Origin of the sequence: Propionicicella superfundia DSM 22317 (assembly GCF_000423465.1) — a bacterium.
In the GTDB taxonomy this organism is placed as follows: domain Bacteria; phylum Actinomycetota; class Actinomycetes; order Propionibacteriales; family Propionibacteriaceae; genus Propionicicella; species Propionicicella superfundia.
Map to the genome: position 1 here is coordinate 104976 of NZ_KE384021.1, position 26163 is coordinate 131138.

At 71.5% G+C, this 26163-nt stretch carries 23 protein-coding genes; 11 read left to right on the forward strand and 12 right to left on the reverse strand.

Annotation, left to right across the window (positions count from 1 at the left end; genetic code table 11):
- Positions 1-174: 174 nt before the first annotated feature.
- Positions 175-861, reverse strand: coding sequence for an LmeA family phospholipid-binding protein (locus G555_RS0110360; protein ID WP_028708826.1), 687 nt, complete (start codon positions 859-861; stop codon positions 175-177).
- A 161-nt stretch (positions 862-1022) separates the two neighbouring features.
- Here G555_RS0110360 and G555_RS21875 point away from each other — a divergent pair, with 161 nt between their 5' ends.
- The 7 genes from G555_RS21875 to ccsB all read left to right on the forward strand — a co-directional run bounded on the left by G555_RS21875 (position 1023) and on the right by ccsB (position 6209).
- On the forward strand, positions 1023-1124 hold the full coding sequence (locus tag G555_RS21875) for a 30S ribosomal protein bS22 (RefSeq protein ID WP_042842924.1): 102 nt from the start codon (positions 1023-1025) through the stop codon (positions 1122-1124).
- A 9-nt stretch (positions 1125-1133) separates the two neighbouring features.
- Positions 1134-1379 carry a glutaredoxin family protein gene (locus G555_RS0110370; protein WP_028708827.1) on the forward strand — a complete coding sequence of 82 codons (246 nt, stop codon included), beginning with the start codon at positions 1134-1136 and terminating at the stop codon, positions 1377-1379.
- A 93-nt stretch (positions 1380-1472) separates the two neighbouring features.
- Complete coding sequence (locus G555_RS0110375) at positions 1473-2099, forward strand: histidine phosphatase family protein (protein WP_051208778.1); 627 nt, start codon at positions 1473-1475, stop codon at positions 2097-2099.
- A complete protein-coding gene (locus G555_RS0110380) occupies positions 2096-2671 on the forward strand; it encodes a TlpA family protein disulfide reductase (RefSeq protein ID WP_036922416.1) in 576 nt (191 codons plus the stop codon). Before G555_RS0110375 ends, G555_RS0110380 begins: the two co-directional genes overlap by 4 nt.
- Positions 2672-2721: 50 nt before the next feature.
- Positions 2722-3444, forward strand: a complete 723-nt coding sequence (locus tag G555_RS0110385) for a cytochrome c biogenesis CcdA family protein (protein WP_028708830.1) — start codon at positions 2722-2724, stop codon at positions 3442-3444.
- Positions 3444-5075 (forward strand): cytochrome c biogenesis protein ResB, encoded by a 1632-nt coding sequence (resB, locus tag G555_RS19235; protein WP_156887512.1) that lies wholly within the window; start codon positions 3444-3446, stop codon positions 5073-5075. Before G555_RS0110385 ends, resB begins: the two co-directional genes overlap by 1 nt.
- Positions 5076-5225: 150 nt before the next feature.
- Positions 5226-6209, forward strand: a complete 984-nt coding sequence (gene ccsB / locus G555_RS0110395) for a c-type cytochrome biogenesis protein CcsB (protein ID WP_028708831.1) — start codon at positions 5226-5228, stop codon at positions 6207-6209.
- A gap of 148 nt (positions 6210-6357) precedes the next feature.
- On the opposite strand, the gene G555_RS0110400 is transcribed toward ccsB, so the two are convergent.
- Complete coding sequence (locus tag G555_RS0110400; RefSeq protein WP_028708832.1) at positions 6358-7131, reverse strand: SDR family NAD(P)-dependent oxidoreductase; 774 nt, start codon at positions 7129-7131, stop codon at positions 6358-6360.
- Between the two features lie 44 nt (positions 7132-7175).
- On the opposite strand from G555_RS0110400, the gene G555_RS0110405 reads away from it, so the two are divergent.
- The gene (locus G555_RS0110405; RefSeq protein WP_028708833.1) at positions 7176-8561 is read left to right on the forward strand and encodes a mycothione reductase; all 1386 of its coding nucleotides are present in this window, start codon (positions 7176-7178) and stop codon (positions 8559-8561) included.
- A gap of 4 nt (positions 8562-8565) precedes the next feature.
- Positions 8566-9765: a glycoside hydrolase family 3 N-terminal domain-containing protein gene (locus tag G555_RS0110410; RefSeq protein WP_051208780.1), complete on the forward strand. Its 1200-nt coding sequence runs from the start codon at positions 8566-8568 to the stop codon at positions 9763-9765.
- A gap of 115 nt (positions 9766-9880) precedes the next feature.
- Here the strand turns inward: G555_RS0110410 and G555_RS0110415 are convergent, their stop codons facing one another.
- The 4 genes from G555_RS0110415 to G555_RS0110430 are packed head-to-tail and all read right to left on the reverse strand — an operon-like array spanning position 9881 to position 15117.
- Complete coding sequence (locus G555_RS0110415; protein ID WP_036922419.1) at positions 9881-11023, reverse strand: amidohydrolase family protein; 1143 nt, start codon at positions 11021-11023, stop codon at positions 9881-9883.
- A gap of 2 nt (positions 11024-11025) precedes the next feature.
- Positions 11026-12327 carry an aspartate aminotransferase family protein gene (locus G555_RS0110420; protein ID WP_028708836.1) on the reverse strand — a complete coding sequence of 434 codons (1302 nt, stop codon included), beginning with the start codon at positions 12325-12327 and terminating at the stop codon, positions 11026-11028.
- The gene (locus G555_RS0110425; protein WP_051208784.1) at positions 12320-13750 is read right to left on the reverse strand and encodes an APC family permease; all 1431 of its coding nucleotides are present in this window, start codon (positions 13748-13750) and stop codon (positions 12320-12322) included. The genes G555_RS0110420 and G555_RS0110425 overlap by 8 nt, the downstream gene beginning before the upstream one ends.
- Before the next feature lie 29 nt (positions 13751-13779).
- Positions 13780-15117 (reverse strand): type I glutamate--ammonia ligase, encoded by a 1338-nt coding sequence (locus tag G555_RS0110430; protein ID WP_051208787.1) that lies wholly within the window; start codon positions 15115-15117, stop codon positions 13780-13782.
- A 196-nt stretch (positions 15118-15313) separates the two neighbouring features.
- Here G555_RS0110430 and G555_RS19240 point away from each other — a divergent pair, with 196 nt between their 5' ends.
- Positions 15314-16096: a class II glutamine amidotransferase gene (locus G555_RS19240; RefSeq protein ID WP_169337898.1), complete on the forward strand. Its 783-nt coding sequence runs from the start codon at positions 15314-15316 to the stop codon at positions 16094-16096.
- Positions 16093-16965, forward strand: a complete 873-nt coding sequence (locus tag G555_RS0110440) for a MurR/RpiR family transcriptional regulator (RefSeq protein WP_028708839.1) — start codon at positions 16093-16095, stop codon at positions 16963-16965. Before G555_RS19240 ends, G555_RS0110440 begins: the two co-directional genes overlap by 4 nt.
- A 392-nt stretch (positions 16966-17357) precedes the next feature.
- Here the strand turns inward: G555_RS0110440 and pstB are convergent, their stop codons facing one another.
- The 6 genes from pstB to G555_RS0110470 form a co-directional block, all read right to left on the reverse strand.
- On the reverse strand, positions 17358-18137 hold the full coding sequence (gene pstB / locus G555_RS0110445; RefSeq protein WP_028708840.1) for a phosphate ABC transporter ATP-binding protein PstB: 780 nt from the start codon (positions 18135-18137) through the stop codon (positions 17358-17360).
- 27 nt (positions 18138-18164) lie between these two features.
- Positions 18165-19226: a phosphate ABC transporter permease PstA gene (pstA, locus tag G555_RS0110450; protein WP_028708841.1), complete on the reverse strand. Its 1062-nt coding sequence runs from the start codon at positions 19224-19226 to the stop codon at positions 18165-18167.
- Positions 19226-20209, reverse strand: coding sequence for a phosphate ABC transporter permease subunit PstC (gene pstC, locus G555_RS0110455; RefSeq protein WP_084635169.1), 984 nt, complete (start codon positions 20207-20209; stop codon positions 19226-19228). Before pstC ends, pstA begins: the two co-directional genes overlap by 1 nt.
- 99 nt (positions 20210-20308) lie before the next feature.
- Positions 20309-21397 (reverse strand): phosphate ABC transporter substrate-binding protein PstS, encoded by a 1089-nt coding sequence (gene pstS / locus G555_RS0110460; RefSeq protein WP_245581259.1) that lies wholly within the window; start codon positions 21395-21397, stop codon positions 20309-20311.
- A gap of 286 nt (positions 21398-21683) precedes the next feature.
- A complete protein-coding gene (locus G555_RS19245; RefSeq protein WP_084635173.1) occupies positions 21684-23327 on the reverse strand; it encodes an ABC-F family ATP-binding cassette domain-containing protein in 1644 nt (547 codons plus the stop codon).
- A 321-nt stretch (positions 23328-23648) separates the two neighbouring features.
- Entirely contained in the window at positions 23649-25964 is a 2316-nt protein-coding gene (locus G555_RS0110470) for a RecQ family ATP-dependent DNA helicase (protein ID WP_084635175.1), read from the reverse strand.
- Positions 25965-26163 lie beyond the last annotated feature (199 nt).

Consider the following 26163-nt stretch of genomic DNA (forward strand, 5'->3'; position numbering starts at 1 on the left):
GTGGGCCGAGGTCCTTTCGACAAGCTCAAGGACCGTCGCTCGGTGGTTGCTCAAGGATGGCCATCCGGGTGGTTGAGCTTGTCGAAACCACCGTGGGCCGAGGTCTTTTCGGCGAGCTCAAGGACCGTGACGTAGGCCGAGATCCTTTCGGCAAGCTCAAGGACCGTCGCTCGGTCAGGACGCGGGGAGTTGCACGTTGTCGGCTGTGGCCGTGAAACCCACGCCGTCGTCGCCGGCCTGCACGGACGTCACGGTGAACTGATCGTGGGCGACGGAGACCGGCTCGACGAACATGTTGAGGATCTGTTGGGACAGCGCACCGGGGACCGTGACGCCGGCGAAGCCGATCGTGGTGTCGGAGAGGGTGACCGAGGCCGCCTCCGCATCCAGGGAGGGCGTTCCGGTGACCGTGGCCTCGACTCCGCTGACCTCGACGGCGATCGAGATCCTTCCGCCGCCGGCCGACGTGATCGTCCGGCCGGAAACCTCGGACAACGACGCGTACGTCACGACGCCGGAGCCCTCGGCATGGCCCACGACGAACCCGTCGCCCTGCGGAGTGATATCGGACGCGGTCGCCTCGACACCGGTCACGGTGAGACTCCCGGTCGATCCGGGCGTCAGCGCGAGCGAGTCGATCGCGATGCTCGCGCTCGGGAACGACCGGGTGGCGGCGTGCACGAGGAACGGCCAGCCTCCCAGGGACACCCGTGGCTCGTTGGACAGCCCCAGTTCGGTCTGCGCCTGGCGGGCGAACGCCTGCTCGCCGAGGCGGCGGGCAACGAGGTCGGCGCCCGCCAATCCTCCCCCGAGCAGGACGACGACGATCGTGCCGATGAGGAGCCCCCGAGCCTTCTTCACCCCACCAGTGTAGGAAGGCGGAGGTGCGAGGCCTGTCCCTGCGTCCCACGAGGGCACCGTCCGAGCCGACGGGGATTGGCCGGGCGCGGGTACGAGCCGGTAAGATCTGTTTCTTGGCGGATCACTCCGCCTTCCAATCGACACCTCGCGGAGGATCAACAGTGGGTTCGGTCATCAAGAAGCGCCGGAAGCGGATGGCGAAGAAGAAGCATCGCAAGCTGCTGAAGCGCACCCGAATTCAGCGTCGCCGCGCCGGTAAGTAGTCCACGCCGGTGGCGGCCGGTCCTCGCGTCGTTCTCTACGTGCGCGCGGGTTGCCATCTGTGTGCCGACGCCGAGGACGTGTGCGCGCGGGTATGCGCCGCGGCCGGCGTCGAGTACCTCCTGGTCGACGTCGACTCCGACCCGCACCTGCGCGCGCTGCACTCCGACCACGTCCCCGTCGCCGTCGTCGACGGCGACGTCCTTTCACGCTGGTTCCTCGATCCGGACGCCCTCACCGCCGCGCTCGCGCGCTGAGCCCAGCACCCCGGATCCCCGCCCGCCGTCGCGTCGCCGGTGTCGGGCCGATGGGGGGTTCGCCGGCACATCCGCTCCCGTTACAGTTGGCGCATGTCCCTGACCCGCGTCCATCTGGCCCGTCATGGCGAGGTCCACAATCCCGGCGGCATCCTCTACGGACGCCTCCCGGGCTTCGGCCTGTCGGAGCAGGGGACGCTGATGGCCGAGCGGCTCGGGGAGTACTTCGCCGACGTCCCCCTGCGGTCCCTCACCTGCTCGCCGCTGCAGCGCACGCAGGAGACGATCGCGCCGGTCGCCGCACGCCACCCCGACCTCGGCGTCACCCACGACGAACGCGTGATCGAGACGTCCAACGTCTTCCAGGGCACGGTGGTCCGCCGGGAACTCACGCATCCGACAAGTTGGCGCCACCTGCTGCGCCCGTGGCGGCCCTCCTGGGGTGAGGCGTACACGTCCATCGCCGCGCGGATGCGGGACGCGATCGCCGACGTCGCCACGGCACACGAGGGCGAGGAGTCCCTCATCGTGTCCCACCAGTTGCCGATCTGGATCGCGCGCCTCGACGCCGAGGGACGTCCGTTCGTCCACGATCCCCGTCATCGCGAATGCAGCCTCGCCTCCGTGACGACCTTCGTCCTCGACGGGCCCCGGATCGTGCGGGTGGAGTACGCCGAACCCGCGCGTGACCTGCTGCGCGCCGGAGTGCCGCACGCATGACGCCGCCGCCCGTCACTCGTCTGCGGCGCGCGGTGGCCGCGGTGGCCGCCGCCGTGCTGCTGGCCGGCTGCGGCAGCACACCGACGGCCGAGGGCGGGTACGTCTCCGGGGACGGCTCGCTGACCCGCATCGCGGTGTCCCAACGCCAGGCGGCCCCGATCCTGACGGGCATCGACCTGGACGGGAAGCCGCTCGACTCCTCCGCGTTCACCGGCAAGGTCATCGTGTACAACGTGTGGGGCTCGTGGTGCGCGCCCTGCCGCAAGGAGGCGCCCGCCCTCGCGGCCGCGGCGGAGCGGACGGCCGGCACGGCGCAGTTTCTCGGCATCAACACCCGCGACCTGGATCGCGGGCCGGCGCAGGCGTTCGTCCGCGCCCAGGGGATCGGGTTCCCCAGCTTCTACGATCCGCAGGGCGAACTGCTGCTGAACTTCGGCTCGCAGGTGTCCCCGAGCGCCATCCCGACGACGATCGTCGTCGATGCCGAAGGACGGCTCGCGGCGCGCGTCCTGGGGGAGGTGACCGAGACCACGATCGTGGGTCTCGTGACCGAGATCGCCGAGGGCGCGTAGTGGTCCCCCTGGACCTCGCCGAGTGGGTGCGGCAGGCGATGGGCGGGTCGATGCTCGTCGCGGTCCCGGTGGCTGTGCTGGCGGGGCTCGTGTCGTTCGCGTCGCCGTGCGTCGTCCCCCTCCTGCCCGGGTACCTGTCGTTCGCGACGGGCCTGGGCGCCTCCCAGGTGACGGCGGAGCGGCTGGCCCCCGGAGCGCGGCTGCGGATGCTGGCGGGCGCGTCGCTGTTCGTCGCGGGGTTCACGCTCGTGTTCCTGACGACCGGGGTTCTCGTGGGGGCCACCGGCCAGCTCCTCCTGCGTCACCAGCGCCTCATCAGCATCGTCGTCGGGACGGTGACGATCGTCCTCGGTCTCGTGTTCGCCGGGCTGCTGCGGTTCGGGCAGCGGACCGTACGCCTCTCCGTGGCGCCCCGCGCCGGCCTCGTCACGGCACCTCTGCTGGGGATCGTGTTCGGCCTCGGGTGGACGCCGTGCATCGGGCCGGCGCTGTCGGTCGTCCTCAGCCTCGCGCTCACCGAGGGCTCCGCCGTGCGCGGAGGGGTGCTCGCCCTGTTCTACTCCTTCGGGCTCGGGCTGCCGTTCGTGCTGGCCGCCCTCGCGTTCGCGCAGGTCGCGGGCCGCCTGGACTGGGTCCGGAGGCATGCGCGCGGCCTGCAGGTCGCAGCCGGGCTGGCGATGTCCCTGGTCGGGGTCCTCCTGGTCACCGGGGTGTGGGACGCGTGGATGGCGGCCCTGCGGCAATGGGTGTCGGGGATCGGGACGATCATCTGATGCGCGACCGGGACGAGGGACGCACGGCATCGACCGCCGCACCGGGCGGGGGTCGGAAGCGGCTCGGCGTGCTGGAGGCGTTGCGGATCGCCTGGGCCCAGCTCACGTCCATGCGGACCGCGCTGCTGCTGCTCTTCCTGCTCGCCCTCGCCGCGATTCCCGGCTCACTCGTCCCGCAGCGTCCCACGGCTCCGCTGAAGGTCCGTGACTTCGCCGCCCAGAACCCCGAGCTGGCCGTCTGGTACGACCGCCTCGGGCTTTTCGACGTGTACGGGTCGCCCTGGTTCGCGGCCGTCTACCTCCTGCTGTTCGTGTCGTTGATCGGGTGCATCGTCCCGCGCATCGCCGTGTACGCCAAGGCGGTCCGGGCCCGCCCGCCCGCGACGCCGCGGCGTCTCGACCGCCTGCCCGAGTGGGTTCGCGGGCCGCTCGCGGGAAGGAGGCCGTCGGAGGTGCTCGACGCTGCCGAGGAGCACCTGCGCCGCCGCAGATGGCGGGTCCGGCGCGACGACGACTCCGTCTCGGCCGAGCGCGGGTACGTGCGCGAGGCGGGCAACCTCGTGTTCCACCTGAGTCTCGTCGTCGTGCTGGTCGGCCTCGCCTGGACGAGCCTGTTCGGGTTCCGTGGTACCGCGGTCGTGGTCGTCGGGAGCGGGTTCACCAACACGCTGACGCAGTACGACGAGCTCACGGCCGGCGGAGCGTTCGATCCGGCCGACCTGGAGCCGTTCACCCTTTCCCTGGACGACTTCGCTGTCGAGTTCGAGACCGGGTCCGTGCAGCGCGGCGCGGCGCGCAGCTTCGACGCCACCGTGACGGTGAGGACGTCCGCCGGCGAGACGCAGCAGCACCTGACGGTCAACGAGCCGCTGGAGATCGGGGGCACCGAGGTGCACCTGCTCGGCCACGGGTATGCCCCGATCGTCACGGTCCGCGACGCGAACGGGGATGTCGCCTATTCCGGTCCGGTCGTGTTCCTGCCCCAGGACGGCAACTTCACCTCGTCCGGCGTCATCAAGGTGCCGGACGCGCGGCCGTATCGCATGGCGTTCGAGGGGCTGTTCCTTCCGACAGGCACGGTGGACACGGCGGGGCCGCGCTCGCTGTTCCCCGACGCGCTGGTGCCCGAACTGGTGCTCAATGCCTGGTACGGCGAGCCGGTCGCGGCGAGCGGTGCGCCCGAGAACGTGTACACGCTCGACACGACCGGGCTCACGCAGTACACGGTGGACGGTGCGCCGGTCGCGATGCGGCTGAGCCCCGGCGACACCTACGACCTTCCGGGGCCGGGCGGGTCCATCACGTTCGAGGGGTACAAGCGCTGGGCGAAGATCCAGGTGTCCCGGACGCCGGGGACGTGGGTCACGCTGGGTGCGGTGGCGCTCGCGGTGACGGGCTTGTCGGTGTCGCTGTTCGTGCGACCGCGCCGGCTGTGGCTGCGCGTCGCGGGCGGGACGGTGGTCGCGGCCGGGCTGGACAAGGCCGACGGCCGCACGGGGCTCGACGAGGATGTGGCGGAGCTTCTCGCGGCGGCCGGCGTCGACGCCGACGACGGGCCCGATCCCCCTCCGGACGACGGACCCGATCCTCCCCCGGACGACGGACCCGATCCTCCCCCACGAGAGACCTGACCCGCTCGCGGCGCCGCGGACAGGCGCGCGGCGCGGCCGGTCGCGAGACGGAGGAATCCGGGTGGGACACCCCTGGAGCCGCGGGGGACCCGCCTGCTAGCGTGCCGCACACGGCGACCGGATTGCAGGCGGTGACACAGGAGGACGAGGATGAGCGAGTACTCCCAGTTGGCGATGGTGGCCTCTGCCGTCGTGTACCTGCTGGCCTTCATGGCGTATGCGGCGGAGTGGGCGGCGGCCCGTGCGCTGCCGAGTCAGCGGGTGGTCGCCGACCGTCGCCGCTCGCGGGTGCGTGCGGCGGTGCCCGCCGGAGCCGCTCCTGCCGCGGACGTCGACGGGCCCGACACCGGGACGCCGGCCTCGGAGGATCTCACTGCGGCGAGGATTCGCGTGGACATGTTCGGGCGGATCGGGATCGGCCTCACGATGGTCGCGTTCGTCAGCCACCTGGCCGGTGTCGTCCTGCGGGGCCTGGCCGCTCAGCGGCTGCCGTGGGGCAACATGTACGAGTTCGTGACGTCGGCGATGCTCGCGGTCGTCGGCGCATACCTCGTGCTCGTCCTGTGGCGGGGCATCCGCTGGCTCGGCCTCGTCGTCACGCTTCTCGCCGCGATCGCGCAGGGCTTCGCCGTGACCGTCCTCTTCGTCGAGGTGGCTCCGCTCGTGCCGGCGCTGCATTCGGTCTGGTTCGTCATCCACATCGTCGCCGCGGTCATCGCGGCCGGGGCGTTCAACCTCGGCGGACTGGCGTCCATCCTCTACCTCGTCCGGGACAGGGCCGAGCGCAAGGGCGAGCTCAGGGGGTACCTGGCGAAGCTGCCGTCGGCCGCCGCGATCGACACCTTCGCCTACCGGATGCACGCGTTCGCGGTTCCGGTGTGGACGTTCACGATCGCCGCCGGGTCGATCTGGGCGCAGTATGCCTGGGGCCGTTTCTGGGGCTGGGATCCGAAGGAGACCTGGTCCCTCATCACCTGGGTCGTGTACGCCGGGTATCTGCATGCGCGGCTGACGGCGGGCTGGAAGGGGGCCCGCGCGGCCTGGATCGCGATCGTCGGCCTGGCGACGTTCTGGTTCAACTTCGTGGGCATCAACCTGCTGGTCAGCGGGCTCCACTCGTACGCGGGGGTGTGAGCGGTCCGGTCGGTTCGGCGTGAGGGACGGGGTCGCCCAGGCGTAGCTACGCGAAGGCCGCGATGCTACCGGGCGCCCGGTAGCATCCCGGCCGGAGCGTAGCTACGCGGCACCACCGCACCCGGACCGCGACCGTGCGATGTGCGCCTCACGACGAGCGGGACGGCCGCACGGCGAAGCGGGCGGCCGCGGTCTGGAGCTTCGCCGGTGCGTGGCGCGCGACGAACGCCGTCACCGAGTTGAGCGTCCCGTCGATCGCCAGCGGACGGTCGGCGTCGAGCGCGGCGAGCGCGGTGGCGACGACCTGGTCGGGGCTGCGGCGCGACGTCAGCACCGACTCGTCGCCGCCCGCGGTGAAGAAGCCGGTCTGCGTCGGTCCGGGACACACCCCGAGCACGCGCACGCCGGTGTCCTTGACCTCGCTCCACAGGGCGGTGGTGAACGACGCCACGTACGCCTTCGTCGCGGCGTACACGGCCATCGTCGGGATCGGCTGGAATGCGGCGGTGCTGGCGATGTTCACGATGACGCCGTGGCCGCGTTCCAGCATCCCCGGCAGGTACGTGCGTGTGAGGGCGGTCAACGCCCCGCAGTTGAGCATGATCTGGGCCGTCAGCCGGGCGGGATCGGTGTCGGCGACGTCGCCGAAGCTCGCGAATCCGGCGTTGTTGACGAGGATGTCGGTCGTCGGCACCTGGTCGGCCAGCAGCCTCCAGGACTCGGGTTCTGCCAGGTCGAGCGGGACGGCGCGGGCGTCGATCCCGAACCGCGACGACAGCCGGTGGGCGCCTTGTTCGAGCCGATCCGCGCTCCGGGCGACGAGCACGAGATCGTACCCGCGGGCGGCGAATGCGTCGGCGAAGGTGAGGCCGAGGCCTGACGAGGCCCCGGTGACGAGTGCCGTCCGGCGGATAGAGTCCATGTAGACACCTTAGGGTGGTGCACATCGGCCCGGGAGGACGTGGAATGGCGCAGTTCGACCTCATCGTGGTGGGTTCGGGAACGGGGAACTCGATCATCGACGAGCGGTTCGCCGGCAAGTCGGTGGCGCTCGTCGAAAGGTCCGCGACGTTCGGCGGCACGTGCCTGAACGCCGGCTGCATCCCCACAAAGATGTTCGTGTACCCCGCCGATGTGATGGCCACGGCCGCCGGCTCGTCGCGGCTCGGCCTGGACGTCCCCGAGGCGCATGCGGACTGGGCGGCGATCCGGGACCGCATCTTCGGCCGCATCGATCCGATCTCGACGGGCGGGCGTGCCTGGCGCGAGTCCAATGAGAACGTGACGCTGTACGACGCGGAGGCGCGGTTTCTCGGTCCGCACATGCTGGCGGTCGGCGAGGACGTCATCACCGGCACCGACATCGTCCTGGCCACGGGCTCGTCGGCCCGCATCCCGGAGCTTCCCGGCATTCACGAGCCGGGGGTCGCCGAGCGCATCCACACGTCCGACTCGATCATGCGGCTGGAGGAGTTCCCGTCGTCGATCATCATCCTCGGCGGGGGTTTCATCGCCGCGGAGTTCGCCCACATCTTCGCGGCGTACGGCTCGAAGGTCACGATCCTGTACCGCGGGTCGCGGCTGTTGCGGCACGAGGACGACGACATCTCCGAGGCGTTCACCGCCGAACTCGGCAGACGGTGCACGTTGCGCTTCGGGCATCAGTTGCGCGACGTGCAGGTCGGCCATCGCGGGGTGTCGGTCGGGACGGTCGATGCCCAGGGCATCGAGTACGAGTTCGAGGCCGAGCAGGTGCTGCTGGCCCTGGGCCGGACGCCGAACTCGGCCGATCTCGACCCCGCTGCCGGCGGCGTCGACGTGGACGAGGACGGTTTCGTCGTCGTCGACGAGTACCAGCGGACGTCGGCGCCGGGCGTCTGGGCGTTCGGGGACGTCTCGTCGCGACCGATGCTGAAGCACGTCGCGAACCTGGAGGGACGGACGGTGGCGCACAACCTGCTGCACCCCGACGACCTGGTCGCCAGCGATCACCGGTTCGTGCCGCACGCCGTCTTCTCCGGGCCGTGCGTCGCGTCGGTCGGGCTGACCGAGCGCGAGGCGGCCGAGCAGGGACTGCGGTATTCGACCTTCACGCAGCGGTACGCCGATGTCGCGTACGGGTGGGCGATGGAGGACGACGGCCATGTCGTGAAGCTGGTCGCGGACCGCGGAACCGGGATGCTGCTGGGCGCGCACATCCTCGGGCCCCAGGCCTCCGTGCTCATCCAGCCCCTCATCCAGGCGATGAGCACCGGGCTGGACGCTCGCACGATGGCCCGCGGACAGTACTGGATCCACCCATCGCTCTCCGAAGTGGTGGAGAACGCGCTTCTCGGCCTGGACGTGGACTAGGGACATGGCCACCCGCCGCGTCCACCGACTGCCGGTCCTGGTGGTCGCGATGATGATCGCCGTCACCGGGTGCGCGCGGGGGCCGGCCGTGGAGTCCGGTCCGGCCGTGGAGTCCGGTTCGGCCACGTCCGGAGGCGCGTCCGCGACGGTCTCCGCGACGCCCGACGACTCGTGTGCGGCGCTGGCGGCGTCTCTCGACCTGGAGCGGCAGGTCGGGCAGTTGTTCATGGCCGGCATCCCGGCCACCTCCGAGAACGTGCCGAGCGAGGTGGCCGGCCTCATCCGCAGCGGACGGGTGGGCTCGGTGATCCTCGTCGGTGACAGTGGTGCCGGTGTGGACGGCGTCGCTCTGCTCACCCGCGAGCTGGGCGAGCTCGATCCCGGTCTGCCGGTGCTCGTCGCCGCCGACCAGGAGGGCGGACAGGTGCAGCGGCTCCAGGGCCAGGGGTTCGACACCATCCCGTCGGCGGCCGAGCAGGCGAAGCTGTCCGACGCGACGCTCGTCGGCAAGGCCACGGTGTGGGGAGGCGAGCTGCAGCAGGCGGGTGTGACGTTCAACCTCGCTCCCGTCGCCGATGTCGTGCCGTCGTCGGTGGGGTCGGCGAACGAGCCGATCGGCGCGCTGCGCCGCGGCTACGGTTCCGATGCGACGGTCGTCGGCGAGAAGGTGAGCGCCGTCGTGACCGGCTACCGCAACGCTGGCGTGGCGACGACTCTCAAGCACTTTCCGAACCTGGGCAGGGTCACGGGCAACACCGACACCACCGTGCGGGTCGTCGACACCGTCACCGGCGCGAGCTCGGCGGCGCTGGACGCGTTCCGGGCCGGCATCGCCGCGGGTGCGGAGGCGGTCATGGTGTCCAATGCGGTGTACGCGAGGATCGACGCCGATCGTCCGGCGGCGTTCTCGCCGGCCGTCATCTCGCTGCTGCGCGACGGGCTCGGGTTCTCCGGCGTCATCGTGTCCGACGACCTGGGCAGCGCGGCGGCCGTCTCGGCGACGCCCAGCGCGGAGCGAGGGGTGACCTTCCTGGCGGCCGGCGGGGACCTCGTGGTGGACGTCGACGGTTCCACGGCGGGCGCCATGGTGTCGACGGCGATCGCGAAGGCGACGTCCGATCCGTCCTTCGCCGCGACGGTCACCGCGAAGGCGACCCGGGTGCTGCAGCTCAAGGCCCGGGTCGGGCTGGTCGACTGCACGTAGCTACGCGTCGGGCCACGACGCTACACGAAGGTCAGGATGCTACCCGTCCCCCGGTAGCTTCCCGGCCGGAGGGTAGCGTCGTCGGGGCGCTCCGGCGGTCGGGGAGCGTTCGGGGTCAGGACAGGCGGTACACCCGCTCGGCGTTCTCGGAGGCGATGAGCCGCAGCACGCGCTGGGCGTCGGCGAGCGACCACTCGTCGGCGTCGACCCATGCCCCGATCACCGACGCGACACCCCTGCGCCACAGCAGCGATCCGAGCAGGTGCAGCTCGGCCGGGCCCCAGGCGTCCGAGCTGAACACCTGCTTGTGGAACGGGCCCAGCTCGAGGGACTCCGCGATGATCGACCGGCTCGCCGCACCCGCGTAGTTCACGCCGAGGCCGACATCGAAGTAGACGTTGTCGAAGACCTGCGCGAGGTACCCGGCCTCGCGATGGAAGGGATAGTTGTGCAGCAGCATCACCGGGACGCCGGTCGGCTCGACCAGGCGCAGCCAGTCGGTGAGCAGCAGCGGGTTCGCGCGGTGCAGGGACAGGTCGGGGTCGCCGTAGCCGCAGTGCACCTGGAGCGGCAGGCCGAGGTCGACGCCGCACCAGCGCAGGTACGACAGCAGGGTCGGATCCGTGATCCGGGGAGTCCCGCCGCCGGCCCGTGCCAGCTCGGTTCCGGCCGCTCGCGTGACGGCATCCGTGCCGGGCCGCTCCGGGGCGAGGTCGAAGCCGTGCCGGTACGCCAGGATCGTCTTGGTGCCGACCGCTCCGGCGGCCCGCTCGGCCAGCCGCGCCGGGTACTCGGAGGCGAACCGGTCGGCGCTGCCGGACTCGGCCAGCAGCGCCTCGGCCACGGCCTCCAGCCGGACGACCTCCCGCACCCGTGCGGCGGCCGCGGCGGCGTGCGCGGGCGGGTCCAGGACGGCGTCGCCCAGGTAGCCGGTCTCCAGCAGGTACACGGCGGTGCCCGTGGCGCGCAGCAGCCGCTGGTTGACCTCGTCCTCGCCCAGCTCGCAGCGCCGCGCCCAGTACACGTCGGCGGTGGCGTGGCGGGGCAGGTCCAGCAGCGGCGCACACCAGGTGCGGATGGCGAACCCCACCTGGGAGTCGAACACCGTCCCGACCGACGGGCCGGAAGGGGCCTCGGTGAGCATGGACTCGAACCGTTCCCGCGGGACCTGCCGCCGCAGGGCGCCGTGGACGTGGTGGTCGACCAGGCCCAGCCCGGCGAGGAACGCCGCCAGCGGGTCGTGAGGATCCTCGCGCATGGTCACCATCCTGCGTACGCCGCCAGTTGCTCATCGGTGATCCGCCCCGCGGTGCGGATCGCCTCGGTCAGGATCTCCACGGCACGGTCGACCTCGGACTCGCCGATCACCAGCGGCGGTGTCACTTCGAGGACGTTGCCGCCCACGTAGTACACCACGGCGCCGAGTTCCCACGCGCGGTACACGACGCGGGCGGCGAGCCCGGGATCCCGCTCGCGGGAGTCGCGGTCGGTGACGAGGTCCACCCCGATCGCCAGGCCGCGTCCGCGCACCTCGCCGACGGCGGTCAGGCCGGCGCACGCCTCGCGCAGTCCGGCGCGCAGCCGGCCGCCCATCGCGTCGGCCCGTTCGGCGAGTCCCTCGGTCTCGATGGTGCGCAGCACGGCACGCCCGACGGCGGTGGACCACGGGTTGCCGGCCGTCGTGAGCAGGGCGCTCCCGGCGGGCTGGTCCAGCACCGCGGCGGGCCCGACGGCGGCCGAGAGAGGCAGGCCCGCGCCGAGCGACTTCCCGAACGTCACGATGTCGGGGACGATGCCGTCGTGCGCGAAGGCGTGCAGTGTGCCCGGACGTCCGAGCCCGACCTTCACCTCGTCGCAGATCAGCAGGGTGCCCGTGTCGGCGCACAGCCGCGCGACGTCGGCGAGGAAGCCGTCGGGAGGAACGATCAGGCCGCCGTCGGACAGGATCGGCTCCACCAGCAGGCAGGCGGCGTCCCGCGGGGCGAGGGCGGCGGCGATCCCCGCGAGCTGCGCCTCGTAGGCGGCGTGGCCGTCGCGGAAGGGCTCGGGGTAGTCGACGAACCGCACGTCCTCGGACGGGGCCGCGCTGCCGCCCTCGACGTGAACGCCCGAGGCGGACATGGCGAGACCGAGGCCGCCGTGGTAGCTGCGGTGGAACGCGACGACCACGGGACGTCCGGTGGCGGCGAGCGCGCAGCGGATCGCGACGTCGTTGGCGTCCGACCCGGCGTGGCCGAGGTAGACCCGCCGTTCGCCGCGGCCGGGGACGAGGGCGAGCAGGTCCTCGGCCAACGCGACGGCCGAGGGGTGGACGGCCGACAGGGCCCCGGCGCCGGGTGGCGCCTGTGCGGCGCGGGTGAGCGCCTCCACGACGGCGGGATGGCCGTGTCCGAGGCCGCATGCGGTCCAGGTCGCCGACAGGTCGAGCAGTTCGCGGCCGCCCGGTTCCACGAGCAGGCAGCCCGCTCCCGACTCGACCACCTGCGGGAAGAAGCGCAGCTTCTCGACGCCGGCGAGGGCCGCCGCGTCCCGCGCGATCCAGCCGGCCTCCGCGTCAGGCATCCGTGGCCATCTCGTGGGCCGAGTCCGCCTCGTCCAGCTCGGCGGTCAGCGAGTTCCCGATCCGCTCCGCCAGGGGCTTGGCGGCGAGGGCGATGATCGCGCCGACGACGACCCACGCGAGCGCGACGGTCGCCGGCGAGATGCCGCTTGCGTCCTTCACGTTGTAGAAGATGACGACCAGGATGAACAGCGCGCCGAGCGCGGGGATGACCATCTCCCACGCGGCGGCCTTCACCAGCTTCTTCCGCCATGCGACGATCACCGCGATCTCGGTGAGCAGGTAGGCGAACAGCAGGCACACGGTGCCGGCGACGGCGAAGAAGAAGTAGGAGTCGATCGCCATGTTGCCCGTGCCCATGTCGGGCCAGCCGCTCAGCCAGGAGACGAGGTTCACGACGACGCCGACGGCGGCCATGGTGATGACCGCGACCCACGGGCTGCCGTGGGCCTCGTCCACGGTCGCGAGCTGCCGCGGGCCGAAGCCATGGCGGGCGAGCGCCATCGTGAGCCGGGCGGCGGTGGCGACCGACGACAGGTTGGACGCGAACGCCGAGAGCACGGCCGCGATCATGACGACGATGCCGAACCAGGCGCCGATGTAGCTCGTGCCGAGCTCGCCGAGGGTGTTGCCGGATCCCTGGAACGCGGCCAGGCCCGCCTCGTCGGTGCCGAACCCGATCGTCTGGGCGAACATCACGAGGACGAACAGGACGCCGGTCAGGAGCACGGAGCCGAACAGTGCGCGCGGGATGTTGCGCCGGGGACTGTCGGTCTCCTCGCCGAGGGCGGCGCAGGCCTCGAAGCCGGCCCACGACAGGAAGGCGGCGACGACCGACGCGACGATCGCCTCGAAGCTGACGCCGCTCGGGGCGAACACGCTGAGGTCGATCCCGGTGGAGGGCGCCCCGCCCTTGCCGAAGATCACGAGCACCAGGATGATCATGGACGCGATGCCGATGCCTTCGATGACCAGCAGCAGACGCGACACCGTCGTCGTGTCGCGGGTGTTCAGGTATGCCGTGAGCAGCAGGCAGATCATGGCGGTGAGCCCGAATCCCCACTCGCCCAGCCCGAACTGGGCGAGCAGCGCGTTGAGGAACGCGCCGAACACCGCGGCGGTGCAGATCGTGAAGAACAGGTAGGTGCCGAGCAGGCAGAACCCGGCGATGAACCCGGCGCGGGGACCCATCGTCGCGCCCACCAGGGCGTACGCGCTGCCGGCGTGATTGAAGCGCGAGGTGAGCCGGATGAACCCGTACGCGACGAGGGCGACGCCGGCGAAGCCGAGCAGGAAGACGAGAGGCACCCCCTTGCCGGCCGTGGCGATGATGCCCTGACCGTTGCCGGACATCGCCAGCGTCGGTCCCATCAGGCCGAGCGAAAGGGCCAGCGCCCCCCAGAGCTTCAACTTGGGCTTGGACATCTCGGATACTCCTTGATTCTCTCGTTCTCTCAGGCGGACCACGCGAACCGGAAGGTCCGGTGCAGGTCCTGCGCTGCGTCGATGGTCGCCTCGTGCCGGCGCATGGCCAGCGCCGCGGCGTGCAGGGGTGCGCCGAGGATCTCGCGGACGGCGGTGCTCGCCTCGAAGCCGGCGAGCCGGTCGGCCGCGGTGGACGGCAGCAGGGCGACGCCGGCGGCCGACCGCTCGGCGTCGCTGAGGTCGGCGGGATCGACCGCCACGGGGGCCGGGACGGGGGTCGCGTCCTCGATCCCCTTCCGGGCCAGGCCGAGGACGAGTCCGCTCGACAGATACGGGTTCGCGCCGGCGTCCACGCACTTCACCTCGAGGTTGGCGCCGTGGGGATTGCCGTAGGTGGGCGCGAGATAGCGCAGCGCCGCCTCCCGGTTCTCGGTGCCCCAGCAGGCCCAGGCGCCGGACCACCCGCCCGCGTGGATGCGTTCGCCGGAGACCACTGTTCCGGCGAGGATCGCCATCGCCGACGGGAGGCCCGCGAGGATGCCTCCGACGGCGGACGCGGCCTCGGAGGTGAGCCCTTCCGCCGCGTCGCCCCCGCTGAACAGCGGTCGTCCCGCGCGGCTCATGGACAGATGCAGATGTGCGCCGTTGCCCGAGCCGCCGGCGAACGGCACCGGTGAGAAGGACGCGCGCAACCGGTGTTCGCGGGCCACCCGCCCGATGATGGAGCGGGCGAGCAGGACGTTGTCGGCCGACGTGATCGGATCGCGCGGAGGCAGGGACATCTCGCACTGGCCGAGGCCGTACTCGGCGTGGATCTGCTCCGGGACGACGCCTGCCGCGGTCAGCCGCTCACAGATCTCGGCACCGAACACGGCGAGTTCGGAGTACACGCCGGCGCCGTAGCACGGCCAGCCGAACTCGTCCCCGAGGGGCCGGCCCTCCCAGTCGGTGAGGGCGAACTCCAACTCGTGTCCGACGAGCGCGTCGATCCCGAGTGCGGCGAGGGCGTCCACCTGACGGCGCAGCACGTCGCGCCAGCAGTAGGGGGATCGTTCGCCGTCCTGATCGCGCACATCGGCGACCGCCCAGGCGATGCCGTTGTCGAGGACGCGTGCGGTGTCGAGGTCGGCGGTGAGGCGGAGATCCCCGATGACGGATACCTCGGGGGTGAGCGGGACGGCGTTGTCGACGCAGAACTGGGGCCAGGTCAAGGAGGCGCCCATGCCGTGGCGGGCGAAACTCTCGATGCGGCCCGCCGGGACCGTCTTGGCCCGCATCACGCCACCGGAGTCGCTGATCACTCCGGTGAGGGTGCGGGCGCCGGAGTCACGGAGCCGGGTCGCTTGTTCGCTGATCTGATCGCTCATTGTCCTCTTGTCCCACAGTTGTTACATACGTTTCAATATCGCCGCGCTGGCGCCTGACTGAAACAACGGATACATTCTTTGGCATCACGAACGCGCGGCGCAACGAGTCTTCGGACATCGGCCGAAGTCTTAACAGCATTGACACACACGGCGCGCGGCCGCGGGACGGGTCAGCACGTGGATGGAGGATCGCATCGTGTGCCGCTTGCTCGGGTTCGTCGTCGACGGGCCCCACACGGCTCGGGAGGTGCTCGGTGAGCGGGACTTCGCCGAGTTCACGTCGCTGAGTCGTGTCCACTGCGACGGCTGGGGCGTGGCCGGCGTCAACGGCGTCGGTCTCGTCACCCGCTCCTCGGCCCTGCCCGCCGACACCGACCGCGAGTACGGCGAATCCACCGGGACGCTGCGGACGTCCGCCGGCTTCGTCCACCTGCGGTGGGCCACCGACGGGCTCGCGGTGGCGCCGCAGAACAGCCACCCGTTCAGCGACGGCGAGATCGCGCTCGCCCACAACGGATCCATCGCGCCGCTGGACCGGCTGGAGGGCCTGCTCTCGCCCGAGGGGCGCGCGGCCCTGCGGGGAGACACCGACTCGGAGCGCTATTTCCAGTTCGTGCGCGACCGTATCCGGGCGCGCGCCGACGAGGCGGCCGGGGTGGTCGACGCGATCGACACCCTCGCGACCGAGTTCCCCCTGGCGAGCCTGAACGCGATGGTGCTGAGCGCGTCCGCCCTCTACGTCGTCCACGTCAGCAGCCTGGCGGTGCCGCCGGAGGACGACTTCCGGACGATGTCGGCGCAGGGCGAGCCGATCCCGCGCGACCATCTGGACGGGTACTTCCGGATGTCGTACCGTCACCAGGGATCAGGGTGGGCGGTCGTGTCGAGCGGCCTGCCCGCCGCGGGCTGGACGCCGGTACGCCCCGACTCGGTGGTTCGCATCGGCCGTGCCGACGGAAGGTTCGAGTATCTGCGATGACTCTCGCCGAGACCCTCCGGGGTGACCTGTCCGCGCTCACGCCGCGGGAGCGGAAGGTGGCGTGGGCCCTCATCGCGGAGTACCCCGGGGCGGGCCTCGGGAGCGCGGCCGACCTGGCCAAGGCCGCCGGTGTGAGCGCCCCGACGGTGGTCCGCTTCGCCCGGGCTCTGGGATTCGGGGGGTTCGCCGATCTGCAGACCCAGCTTCGCGAGGAGCTCACCCAGCGGACGCTGTCGCCGTTCGCGATGCTGGCGGAGCAACTGCAGCGCAACGACACGAGTCCCGAGCACTGGCTGGCCCGGGGCCTGCCCGCGCAGCAGGAATGCCTGCGCGCCCTCGGCGGCATCCCCGTCTCGGAACTCGACCGCGCCGCCGGACTGCTGGCCGACCCCCGGCTGCGGGTGACGGCGTTCGGAGGCCGGTACTCGGGGCTCATCGCCCACTACCTGACCCTTCACCTGCAGCAGGTGCGGCCCGGGGTGCGGCCGCAGGCCCCGGGCCAGGCGCTGCCCGGCTCGGAGTTCCTCGACACCGACAAGCGGGACGTGTTCGTCGTCTACGACTTCCGCAGGTACCAGACCTCGACGATCCGGCAGGCCGAGGCACTGGCCGCCGCGGGCGCGTCCCTCATCTGCATCACCGACCCGTGGCTGTCGCCGGTGGCGAAGGTGTCCGAGGTCGTCCTGCCGACGTCGGTCGCCTCGGCGACGCCGTTCGACTCGTCGGCGGCGGCCTTCGTGCTCACCGAGCTGCTGGTCGGCGCCGTCCTGGACCTGGTCGGCGACTCCGCCCTGGAGCGGATCCGGCGCTGGGACGAGGTGCGCGCCGACGAGGTGGAGGCATGGCAGGCGCCTCCCGACACCGTCTGACGGCTCGTCCCGGACGACCCCGGGTCGAGGCGACTCCCGGTTCGGCGGTCCGGGCAGGTCACCCATGCGGGACCGACCCGCGGGCCCGTCCCTGGTGATCGGGCTGGGCCGGCCGGAGCGGGGAGACCGCCAGGTTGTGCGGCATGCGAGGGCCAGTCGCTCGACCGGCGTGGGCTGACCGCCAGGTTGCACGGGGTATGAGATCCGGATCCCGCGGCGTATGCCTCACAAAGTGGCGGTCACCTGAGGCCGGTCGTGGCACCAGGGCGGGTATGCCGCACAACCTGGCGGTCAGCTCAGGTCGGCTCATCGGCGGCCCGGCCGCAGGGGTGGGTTCGAACAGGGCCCGCCCCCGGACCACAACCCGGAGCCGACGGCCCCGGCGCGCCGGCTCACCCGAAGCGGCCGGTGATGTACTCCTCGGTCTGCTGGTTGTCGGGGGTCGAGAAGATCTTCTCCGTCGGGCCCATCTCGATGAGCTTGCCCGGCGCTCCCGTCCCCGCGATGTTGAAGAACGCGGTCGAGTCGGAGACACGAGCGGCCTGCTGCATGTTGTGGGTGACGATGACGATCGTGTAGGTCTCCTTGAGCTCCTGGATCAGGTCCTCGATCGCCAGCGTCGAGATCGGGTCGAGGGCCGAGCACGGTTCGTCCATGAGCAGGACCTCGGGGCTCATCGCGATGGCCCGCGCGATGCACAGCCGCTGCTGCTGGCCTCCGGAGAGCCCCGAACCGGGTAGTTCGAGCCGGTTCTTGACCTCCTCCCACAGGTTCGCGCCGCTCAGCGACTTCTCGACGATCTCGTCCTTGCGGGACGACGAGAGGTGCTTCGCGTTGAGCGTGACCCCGGCGAGGACGTTCTCCTTGATCGACATCGTCGGGAACGGGTTCGGCCGCTGGAACACCATGCCGATCAGGCGGCGGACCTCGACCGGGTCGACCCCGGGGCCGTACAGGTTCTCGCCGTCGACCAGCACATCGCCCTCGACCCGGGCCCCCGGGATCACCTCGTGCATCCGGTTCAGCGTGCGCAGAAAGGTCGACTTCCCGCAGCCCGACGGACCGATGAAGGCGGTGACGGACCGGGGCTCGATCACCATGTCGACGTCCTCGACGGCCTTGAACTTGCCGTAGTAGACGTTGAGGTTGTTGACCACGATGCGTTTGGACATTGGGTTCTTTCTCTCCGGTTCGGGTGGTCAGCGTCCGGTCCTGGGCGCGAAGCGGGCCGCGATGAAACGGCCGACCAGGTTCAGGATCATGACGATGGCGATCAGGGCGAGGGCACCCGCCCACGAGCGTTCCGTGTACGGGAGGACGTCCACGCCGGGGTGCGCGTAGCTGTCGTACACGAACACGGGCATGGTCATCATGGCATTCGACAGGGGGTTCGCGTTCATCGACTGCGTGAACCCGGCGGCGATCATCAGGGGCGCGGTCTCGCCGATGACGCGGGCGATGGCCAGGATGACGCCGGCCACGATCCCCGACAGGGCCGTGGGCATCACGACCCGCAGGATGGTGCGCCACTTGGGCACCCCCAGCGCGTAGGACGCCTCGCGAAGCTCGTTCGGGACGATGCGCAGCAACTCCTCGGTGGAGCGCACGACCACGGGGATCATCAGCACCGACAACGCGATGGCGCCCGACAGGCCGCTGACCGTCCCCGGGCCGACGAGGATCGACATCACGGCGAAGGCGAACAGGCCGGCGACGATCGACGGGATGCCGGTCATGACGTCCACGAAGAAGGTGATGGACCGGGCCAGCGTGCCACGCCCGTACTCGGACAGGTACACGGCGGTCATCAGGCCGATCGGCACGGAGATGAGCGTGGCCAGGCCGGTGACCCACAGCGTCCCCACGAGGGCGTGCGCGGCACCGCCCCCGGCGCCGACGACGTTGCGCATCGAGTAGGTGAAGAACTGCACGTCGAACCGGGCCACGCCGTTGGAGACGGCCTCCCAGGTCACCGACGCCAGGGGGATGAGCGCGAGCGCGAACGCACCGAACACCAGATGCGTCGCGAGCCGATCGGAGGCCTTGCGGCGCCCTTCGACGGCCCAGGACGCGGCGTACATGGCGACGAGGAAGACGACGATCCCGCCCACCACGGTCCCGGCGAGGTTGAACCCGCCGAACAGGGCGGTGACGGCGCCCGTCACCACGACGGAGGCGACCAGGACCCCCGGCGTCGTGCCACGGGGCAGCTTGCCGGCCGTGAGGGACGGGATGCTCTTCTGCGCGACGGTCGTGCTCATCAGTTTGCCCCCGAATACTGGGCCCGCCGGGCGACGATCCAGCGGGCGATCATGTTCACCGCGAGGGTGATGACGAACAGGACGAGGCCGCCTGCGATGAGCTGGTTCTGCTTCAGCGCGAACGCCTCGGGGAAGTTCTGCGCGATGGTCGCAGCGATCGTGTTGGTGTTCGTCGAGGTGAGGATCTCGATCGTGATGACGTCGCTGCCCGACAGCACCATGGCGACGGCCATGGTCTCGCCGAGCGCGCGGCCGAGGCCGAGCATGCAGGCCGAGACGATCCCTGCCCGGCCGAACGGCAGGACCGACATCTTCACCATCTCCCACCGGGTGGCGCCCAGCGCGAGCGCCGCCTCCTCGTGGAGCTTGGGCGTCTGCAGGAACACCTCGCGGGTCAGCGACGTGATGATCGGCAGGATCATGACCGCGAGGACGACGGCTGCGGTCAGCAGGGTGCGGCCGGTACCGGACACCTGCCCGCCGAACAGCGGGATCCACCCGAGGTAGGCGTTCAGCCAGGTGTAGACGGGCATCATGGCCGGTGCCAGCACGATGATGCCCCACAGGCCGAAGACGACCGAGGGCACGGCGGCGAGCAGGTCGATCAGGTACCCGAGCCCCTGGGCGAGTCGCCGGGGAGCGTAGTGGGAGATGAACAGCGCGATGCCGAGGGCCACGGGAACGGCGAGCAGGAGCGCCCAGGCCGCCGCCCACACCGTGCCGAAGGCGAACGGGACGATCCAGGTCGGGAAGTAGCCGTAGCCGTTGGCGAGTTGCTGGTCCTGGGGCGTCGTGAGAGCGGGGATCGCCTGCACCAGCAGGAACGCCGCGACGAGCGCGAGGATCACCAGAATGGTCGTGCCCGCGCCCGTGGACAGGGTCTTGAAGACCGAGTCGCCGATCCGCTTCTTGGCCGGGATGAGGGACGACGGGGGCTGGGGCGCGACATCTGCGGGGGATTCGGGCAACGTGTCAGTCGACATCGGTTTCCGCCTCATCGGCGCGGCATGCGCCATGGTGTCGAAGATGGGTGGGCGGGTGCCCCTCCCTCGACGGAGAGGGACACCCGCAGGGGAAGAGCGTCACTTGATCGAGTCGACCGCGGTCTTCAGCTTCGACTGCATGTCGGCCGACAGCGGGGCCGAGCCTGCGGCGGACTGCCCGGCGGCCTGACCGTCGGCGGAGACGATGTAGCCGACGTACGCCTTGACCAGGGTCGCGACCGAGGCGTCCTTGTACTCCTCGCACACGATGGCGTACGAGACGAGCACGATCGGGTAGACGCCCGCGGCCTTCCGGTCGAGGTTCAGCGCCCAGTCGTTGTCGGCGCGGCCGTCGACGCGGCTGGACTGGTCGACGATCTTCGCGGCGGCCTCGGCGGTCGGGGAGAGGAACTCGTCGCCGACCTTGATCTGTGCCTTGCTCAGGTTCTGCGCGGCGGACTCGTCGGCGTAGCCGATCGTGTTCGTGCCGTTGGTGACGGCGTCGATGACGCCCGAGGTGCCCTTCGCGGCCTCGCCACCGGGGAACGGCCACTGTCCGTCGGGATCCTTCGTCCAGACGGACGGCGCGACGGCGCTCAGGTACTCGGTGAAGTTCTGCGTCGTGCCCGAGTCGTCGGAGCGGTGCACCGCGGTGATGTTCGCGCTCGGGAGGCCGGCGTCGGGGTTGAGCGCCTTGATCTTCGCGTCGTCCCACTTCGTGATCGTGCCGGCGAAGATGCCGGCCAGCGTGTCGGCGTCCAGCTTCAGGTCGGTGACGCCGTCCACCTTGAAGACGACGGCGATCGGCGAGATGTAGACCGGCAGGTTCAGCGCGGAGGACGACGCGGCGCAGCCGGCGAACTTGCCCGCGCCCATCTCGCTGTCCTTCAGGGCGCGGTCGGAGCCGGCGAAGTTCGCGGCACCGCTCACGAAAGCCTCGCGGCCGGCGCCCGAGCCGTCCGGCGAGTAGTTGACGGTCACGCCGGTGTTGGCGGTCTGGAAGTCGGCGGTCCACTTCTCCTGAGCGGCCTTCATCGAGGACGCGCCCTTGCCTGTGAGCGTCCCGGACAGGCTGGAGCCCGATGTCGTGCTGCCGCCGGTCTGCTCGTTCGCGGCACAGCCCGCCAGGGCCATCGACCCGGCGAGCAGCAGGGCCACCGGGGCCCCGATCTTCGAGATCTTCAACATGTTTCCCTTCGCGTGTTCGCCCTTCTCCCAACTCACGTCCGAAGGGCGGTTGACTGCGGTGAGAGCTGCACTCTCGATCGGCACGCTAGGCAGCGCGCGTAACCGATTCGGTGTGCGAAGGTGAACACGGGATGAACGACGGGTGCGAGCTCGGCACGGAGGCTTGCGCTCGCCGGGCCGAGCCGGTGCCGGGCGGGCGGTTCCACGGTGCCGAAGCCGACGCGTCGGGTGGGCATCGGCACGGTCGCCACCGGCGTCCGCTGCGGAGCCGATCGGCCCGGATCGCCTAGGACACGGAGACCTGCGCCGTCGTCCCCGCGCGGGTGAAGACCCAGGTCGCCGTCGGGGAGAGGGCATCCGCGAGGGCCCTGTCGTGGGTGACGAGGAGGACCGTGCCGGGGAAGGCGCCCAGCGCGGCCTCCAGTTGCCCGATCGCGGGGGCGTCGAGGTGGTTGGTGGGCTCGTCGAGCAGGAGGACGTTCACGGCGCGGCCCTGGAGGACGGCGAGGGCCGCGCGGGTGCGTTCCCCCTCGCTGAGGGTGTCGCACGGGCGCGCGACATGCTCAGCGCCCAGTCCGAACTTCGCCAGCAGCGTGCGGGTCTGCGCGGGGTCGGTCGTGCCGAGCAGGGCCATGACGGTGTCCGACAGGGCGGCGGGCCCGGCCACGACCGTCCGGGCCTGGTCCACGACCCCGATCGACACGCGCGTCCCCCACGACACGCGCCCGGCCACGGGCGGGCGCCGGCCCAGGAGAACGTCCAGCAGGGTCGTCTTGCCCGTCCCGTTGGGGCCGGCGAGTGCGATCCTGTCCCCGCGTGCCACCTGCGCCGAGACCGGGCCGACCGTGAACTCGCCGGCTCCGGCCACGATGCCGTCCAGGGTGAGGACGACCTCGGCCGACGGCGGCGCGGAGGCGATGGTGTAACGCAGTTCCCACTCCGAGCGGAGCGCGGGCACCTCCTCGATCCGCTCGGCGGCGGCGCGGGCCCGGGCGGCGCGCTGATCCATGCGGCGGGCCTTGTCGCCCTTGAACTTCTTGGCGAGTTGCTGGTGAGGGCCGAGGCGTGCCGCCTTCGCCCGGCCCGTCGCCGCCCAGTCGGACTGGCGTCGCGCGCGAGCCACGAGGGCGTCCCTCTGCGCGAGGTACGCCTCGTGGGCCTCGGCGGCGTGGCCGCGGTCGATCGCCTTCGCCTCCCGGTAGGCCGACCAGCCACCCGCGTACCGCGCCACGGTCTGCTGCACCGGATCCAGTTCGAGGATGCCGGTGGCCACATCGTCGAGGAAGGCCCGGTCGTGGGACGCGATCAGCACCGGGGAGGTGCGGCTGCGGACGTACGCCGTGAGCGCGTCCACGCCCGGACCGTCCAGGTTGTTGGTCGGCTCGTCCAGCAGGGTGACGTCGGTGCGGGTGACGAGGATCGTCGCCAGGGCGGCGCGAGCCGCCTGTCCACCGGAGAGATGCCCGAGGGGGCGGTCCAGGTCGGCGTCCAGGCCGAGGTGCGCGATGACCTCCGCGAGCCGGACGTCGAGATCGGCGCCGCCGAGCGCGAGCCATCGTTCCAGGGCCGCGGCATAGACGTCGTCGGCGCCCGGACGCCCGTCGGGCATCGCGATGGTGGCGTCCTGGAAGGCCGCATACGCCGGGCCCACGCCCGTGCGGCGGGCCGCGTAGGCCGCGATCGACTCCGCGGGCGCGGGGGGCGACTGCCGGAGGTAGCCGATGGTCGCCTCCGGCGGCGCCAGGCGGATGCTCCCGGCATCGGCGGGGTGCTCACCGGCGATGATGCGCAGCAGCGTGGTCTTCCCGGCGCCATTGGGGCCGACGAGTCCGACGACATCGCCCGGGGCGAGCGTCAGGTCGAGATCGGAGAACAGCGGTCGCGGCCCGACGGATGCGGCGATGCCGGACAGGAACAAGGTGGTGGACATGGGGAGACCTCACGCGTCGAAGGGACAGGACGGAGGTCAGTTCCACATGCCCCCAGGCTCACCCACGTGGCCCGGCCGCGTCAAATCCCGCGTCCGCGGCGGTCTTCGTGGCCGACCGCGCCGTGAGGCGCGGGGAGGGGCAGGTCGGAGGCCAGTTCCACCTGCTCCCAGGGCTCATGCACGTGGTCCGGCCGCGTCAGGCCCCGCGTCCGCGACGGTCCCCGTGGCACACCGCGCCGTGAGGCCCGGGGCGCGACGACAGCGATCCGAAGAGGGCGGGCCGCCTCGCCCGGCCCCACTGCTTACGCGCCGTTGCGGTCGTCAGCCCACGGACGCCAGGGCGAACGGGAGAACCGTCCCCGCGCCTGCGCGTCTCAGCAGCCTTCCGGCGACGGTCATGGTCCAGCGCGAGTCGATCAGGTCGTCGACGAGCAGCACGGGCCCGTCCACCTCGTCGAGGCGCGAGGCGAGCTCGGACGGCACGATCATGCGCTCCCACAGATCGCGCACGCGGTAGGCGCTGTTCGTCGAACCCGGCAGCGGCGACGCGTCGGGGGCGAGCCGGAGCGGCCCGAGCAGTTCCAGCCGCCCGGCTCCGGCGAGGCCGGCGGCGAGCGACTCCACGAGCCGCGGACGCCGCAGGCTGGGAATCCACACCACGGCGACGGGCCGTTCGGCCCAGTCCCACTCCTTCAGCACCCGCAGACACGCGCGCCCCAGCTCGGCGGGCACGTCGGCGTCCGCCGGAACGCCGTCGCCGTCCGTCGCGAACAGCCGACGCAGCAGACCGCCCCAGCCGAGGTCGCTGAGCCGGGCCACGACGCGTCCTTCGGCGAGTTGCTCGTCGGGGGCGATGCGCCCCTTGACCGGCTGCTGGTCGGCGCGCACGCCGAGCCGGTCGAGCCCTGTCGGCCACAGGGACCGAGCCGCGATCGGGACACCCACCCGGTCGAGCGACGCACGCGTGAGTTCCCCGGTCGCGACCGTGACCTCGGTGGGATACCACGCTCCCGCGCAGGCGTCGCAGCGCCCGCACGGGACGGCGTGCGGGTCGTCGAGCTGTGCGGTGAGGTAGGCCATGCGGCAGGTGCCGAGACGCTCGTAGGCGAGCATCGCCTCCTGCTCGTCGGCCCGCGCCCGGGCGATCCGCTCGTAGCGGTCGGCGTCGTAGACCCACGGCCGCCCGGTGCTCGCCCACCCGCCCCGGACCGCCTCGACGGCGCCGTCGACCGCCAGCACCTTGAGGAGAAGCTCCAGTTGGCTACGCCTGATGTCGACTCGGGCTTCCAGCGCGCCGACCGACAGCGCGCCGGACTCCCCGGAGAGCGCGGCCAGGACGGCATCCGCCTTGGGCTGGGTGGGCATCGCGTTGGTCGCGAAGTAGTGCCAGATGGCGCGGTCCTCGACGCCGGGCAGCAGCAGCACGTCGGCGTTGTCGGTGGCGCGACCGGCGCGGCCCACCTGCTGGTAGTACGCGACGGGTGAGCTCGGCGCGCCGAGGTGGACGACGAAACCGAGGTCGGGCTTGTCGAAGCCCATGCCGAGCGCGGACGTGGCCACCAGCGCCTTCACCTCGTTGCGTTTGAGCGCCTCCTCGGCGACGAGTCGTTCGGCGGGGTCCGTGCGACCGGTGTACGGCAGGACACGGTGGCCGGCCTTGGTCAGCAGAGCGGCCGTGTCCTCGGCGGCGGCGACCGTGAGACCGTAGACGATGCCGCTGCCCGGGAGTGCGTCGAGGTGCTCGGCCAGCCAGGCGAGCCGCCGCCAGGGCGTCCCGAGATCCAGGACGCCCAGGCGCAGCGAGTCACGGGCGAGGGCTCCACGGAGGACGAAGACCTCGTGGCCACCGGCGGCCATCTGCTCGGTCACGTCGGCGACGACACGGCTGTTCGCGGTGGCGGTGGTGGCGAGCACCGGGATGCCGGACGGAAGCTCGGCGATCAGGTCGCGGATGCGCCGGTAGTCGGGTCGGAAGTCGTGGCCCCAGTCGCTGATGCAATGCGCCTCGTCGATGACGAGCAGGCCCGCCGAACGGACCAGCCGGGGGAGTTGCTCGGCCCGGAAGCGCGGATTGACCAGGCGCTCGGGCGAGACGAACAGCACATCGAGCCGGTCGTCGTCCAGGAGGCGCTCGATGTCGCGCCACTCGGTGACGTTGGCGGAGTTGATCGCGGCGGCCCGGACGCCTGCGCGCTCCGCCGCGGACACCTGGTCGCGCATGAGGGCCAGCAGGGGCGACACGATGAGCGCCGGCCCGGATCCGGCGCGGCGCTGCAGCAGCGCGGCGATGAAATAGACGGCCGACTTCCCCCAGCCCGTTCGCTGCACCACGAGCGCCCGGCGGTGGTGCGCGACGAGGGCCTCGATCGCCTCGAGCTGCCCGGGGTGGAAGCCGGCCGCCGGGTTGCCCGTCAGGGCACGCAGGACGACCAGGGCCTCGTCCGCCAGGCCGGTCGCGTCGCGCTGGACAGCGCGCGCGGGTGGGGACGGGTCCCGGGGTGCACGCGCCGAACCTGCAGGCCGGCGGGGCGCAGAGCCTGCGGACGGGTCGCGCCCGAGCTCGTCGGCGGGATCGGGCGGCAGCTCGTCGGGGTCGGGAGGAGGCTCCTCCTGCCAGTACGGGGGTTCCGCGTTCATGGGCCCAGGCTCTCACGCCGGTCCGACACACCGTGGCGGCGCCGGGACGCGTCGACGGATTGCGAAGAGCCACTTTTCGTACCTTATGGTGGGCCGCCATCCTCAGGCGGAGCGTGACCGCGGGTTTCTGAACCGAATACGCTGCCGACGCCCGCTCTTTCGGTACAGAAAGTCGCGTTGAGCGACCGCCGCCGCCGAT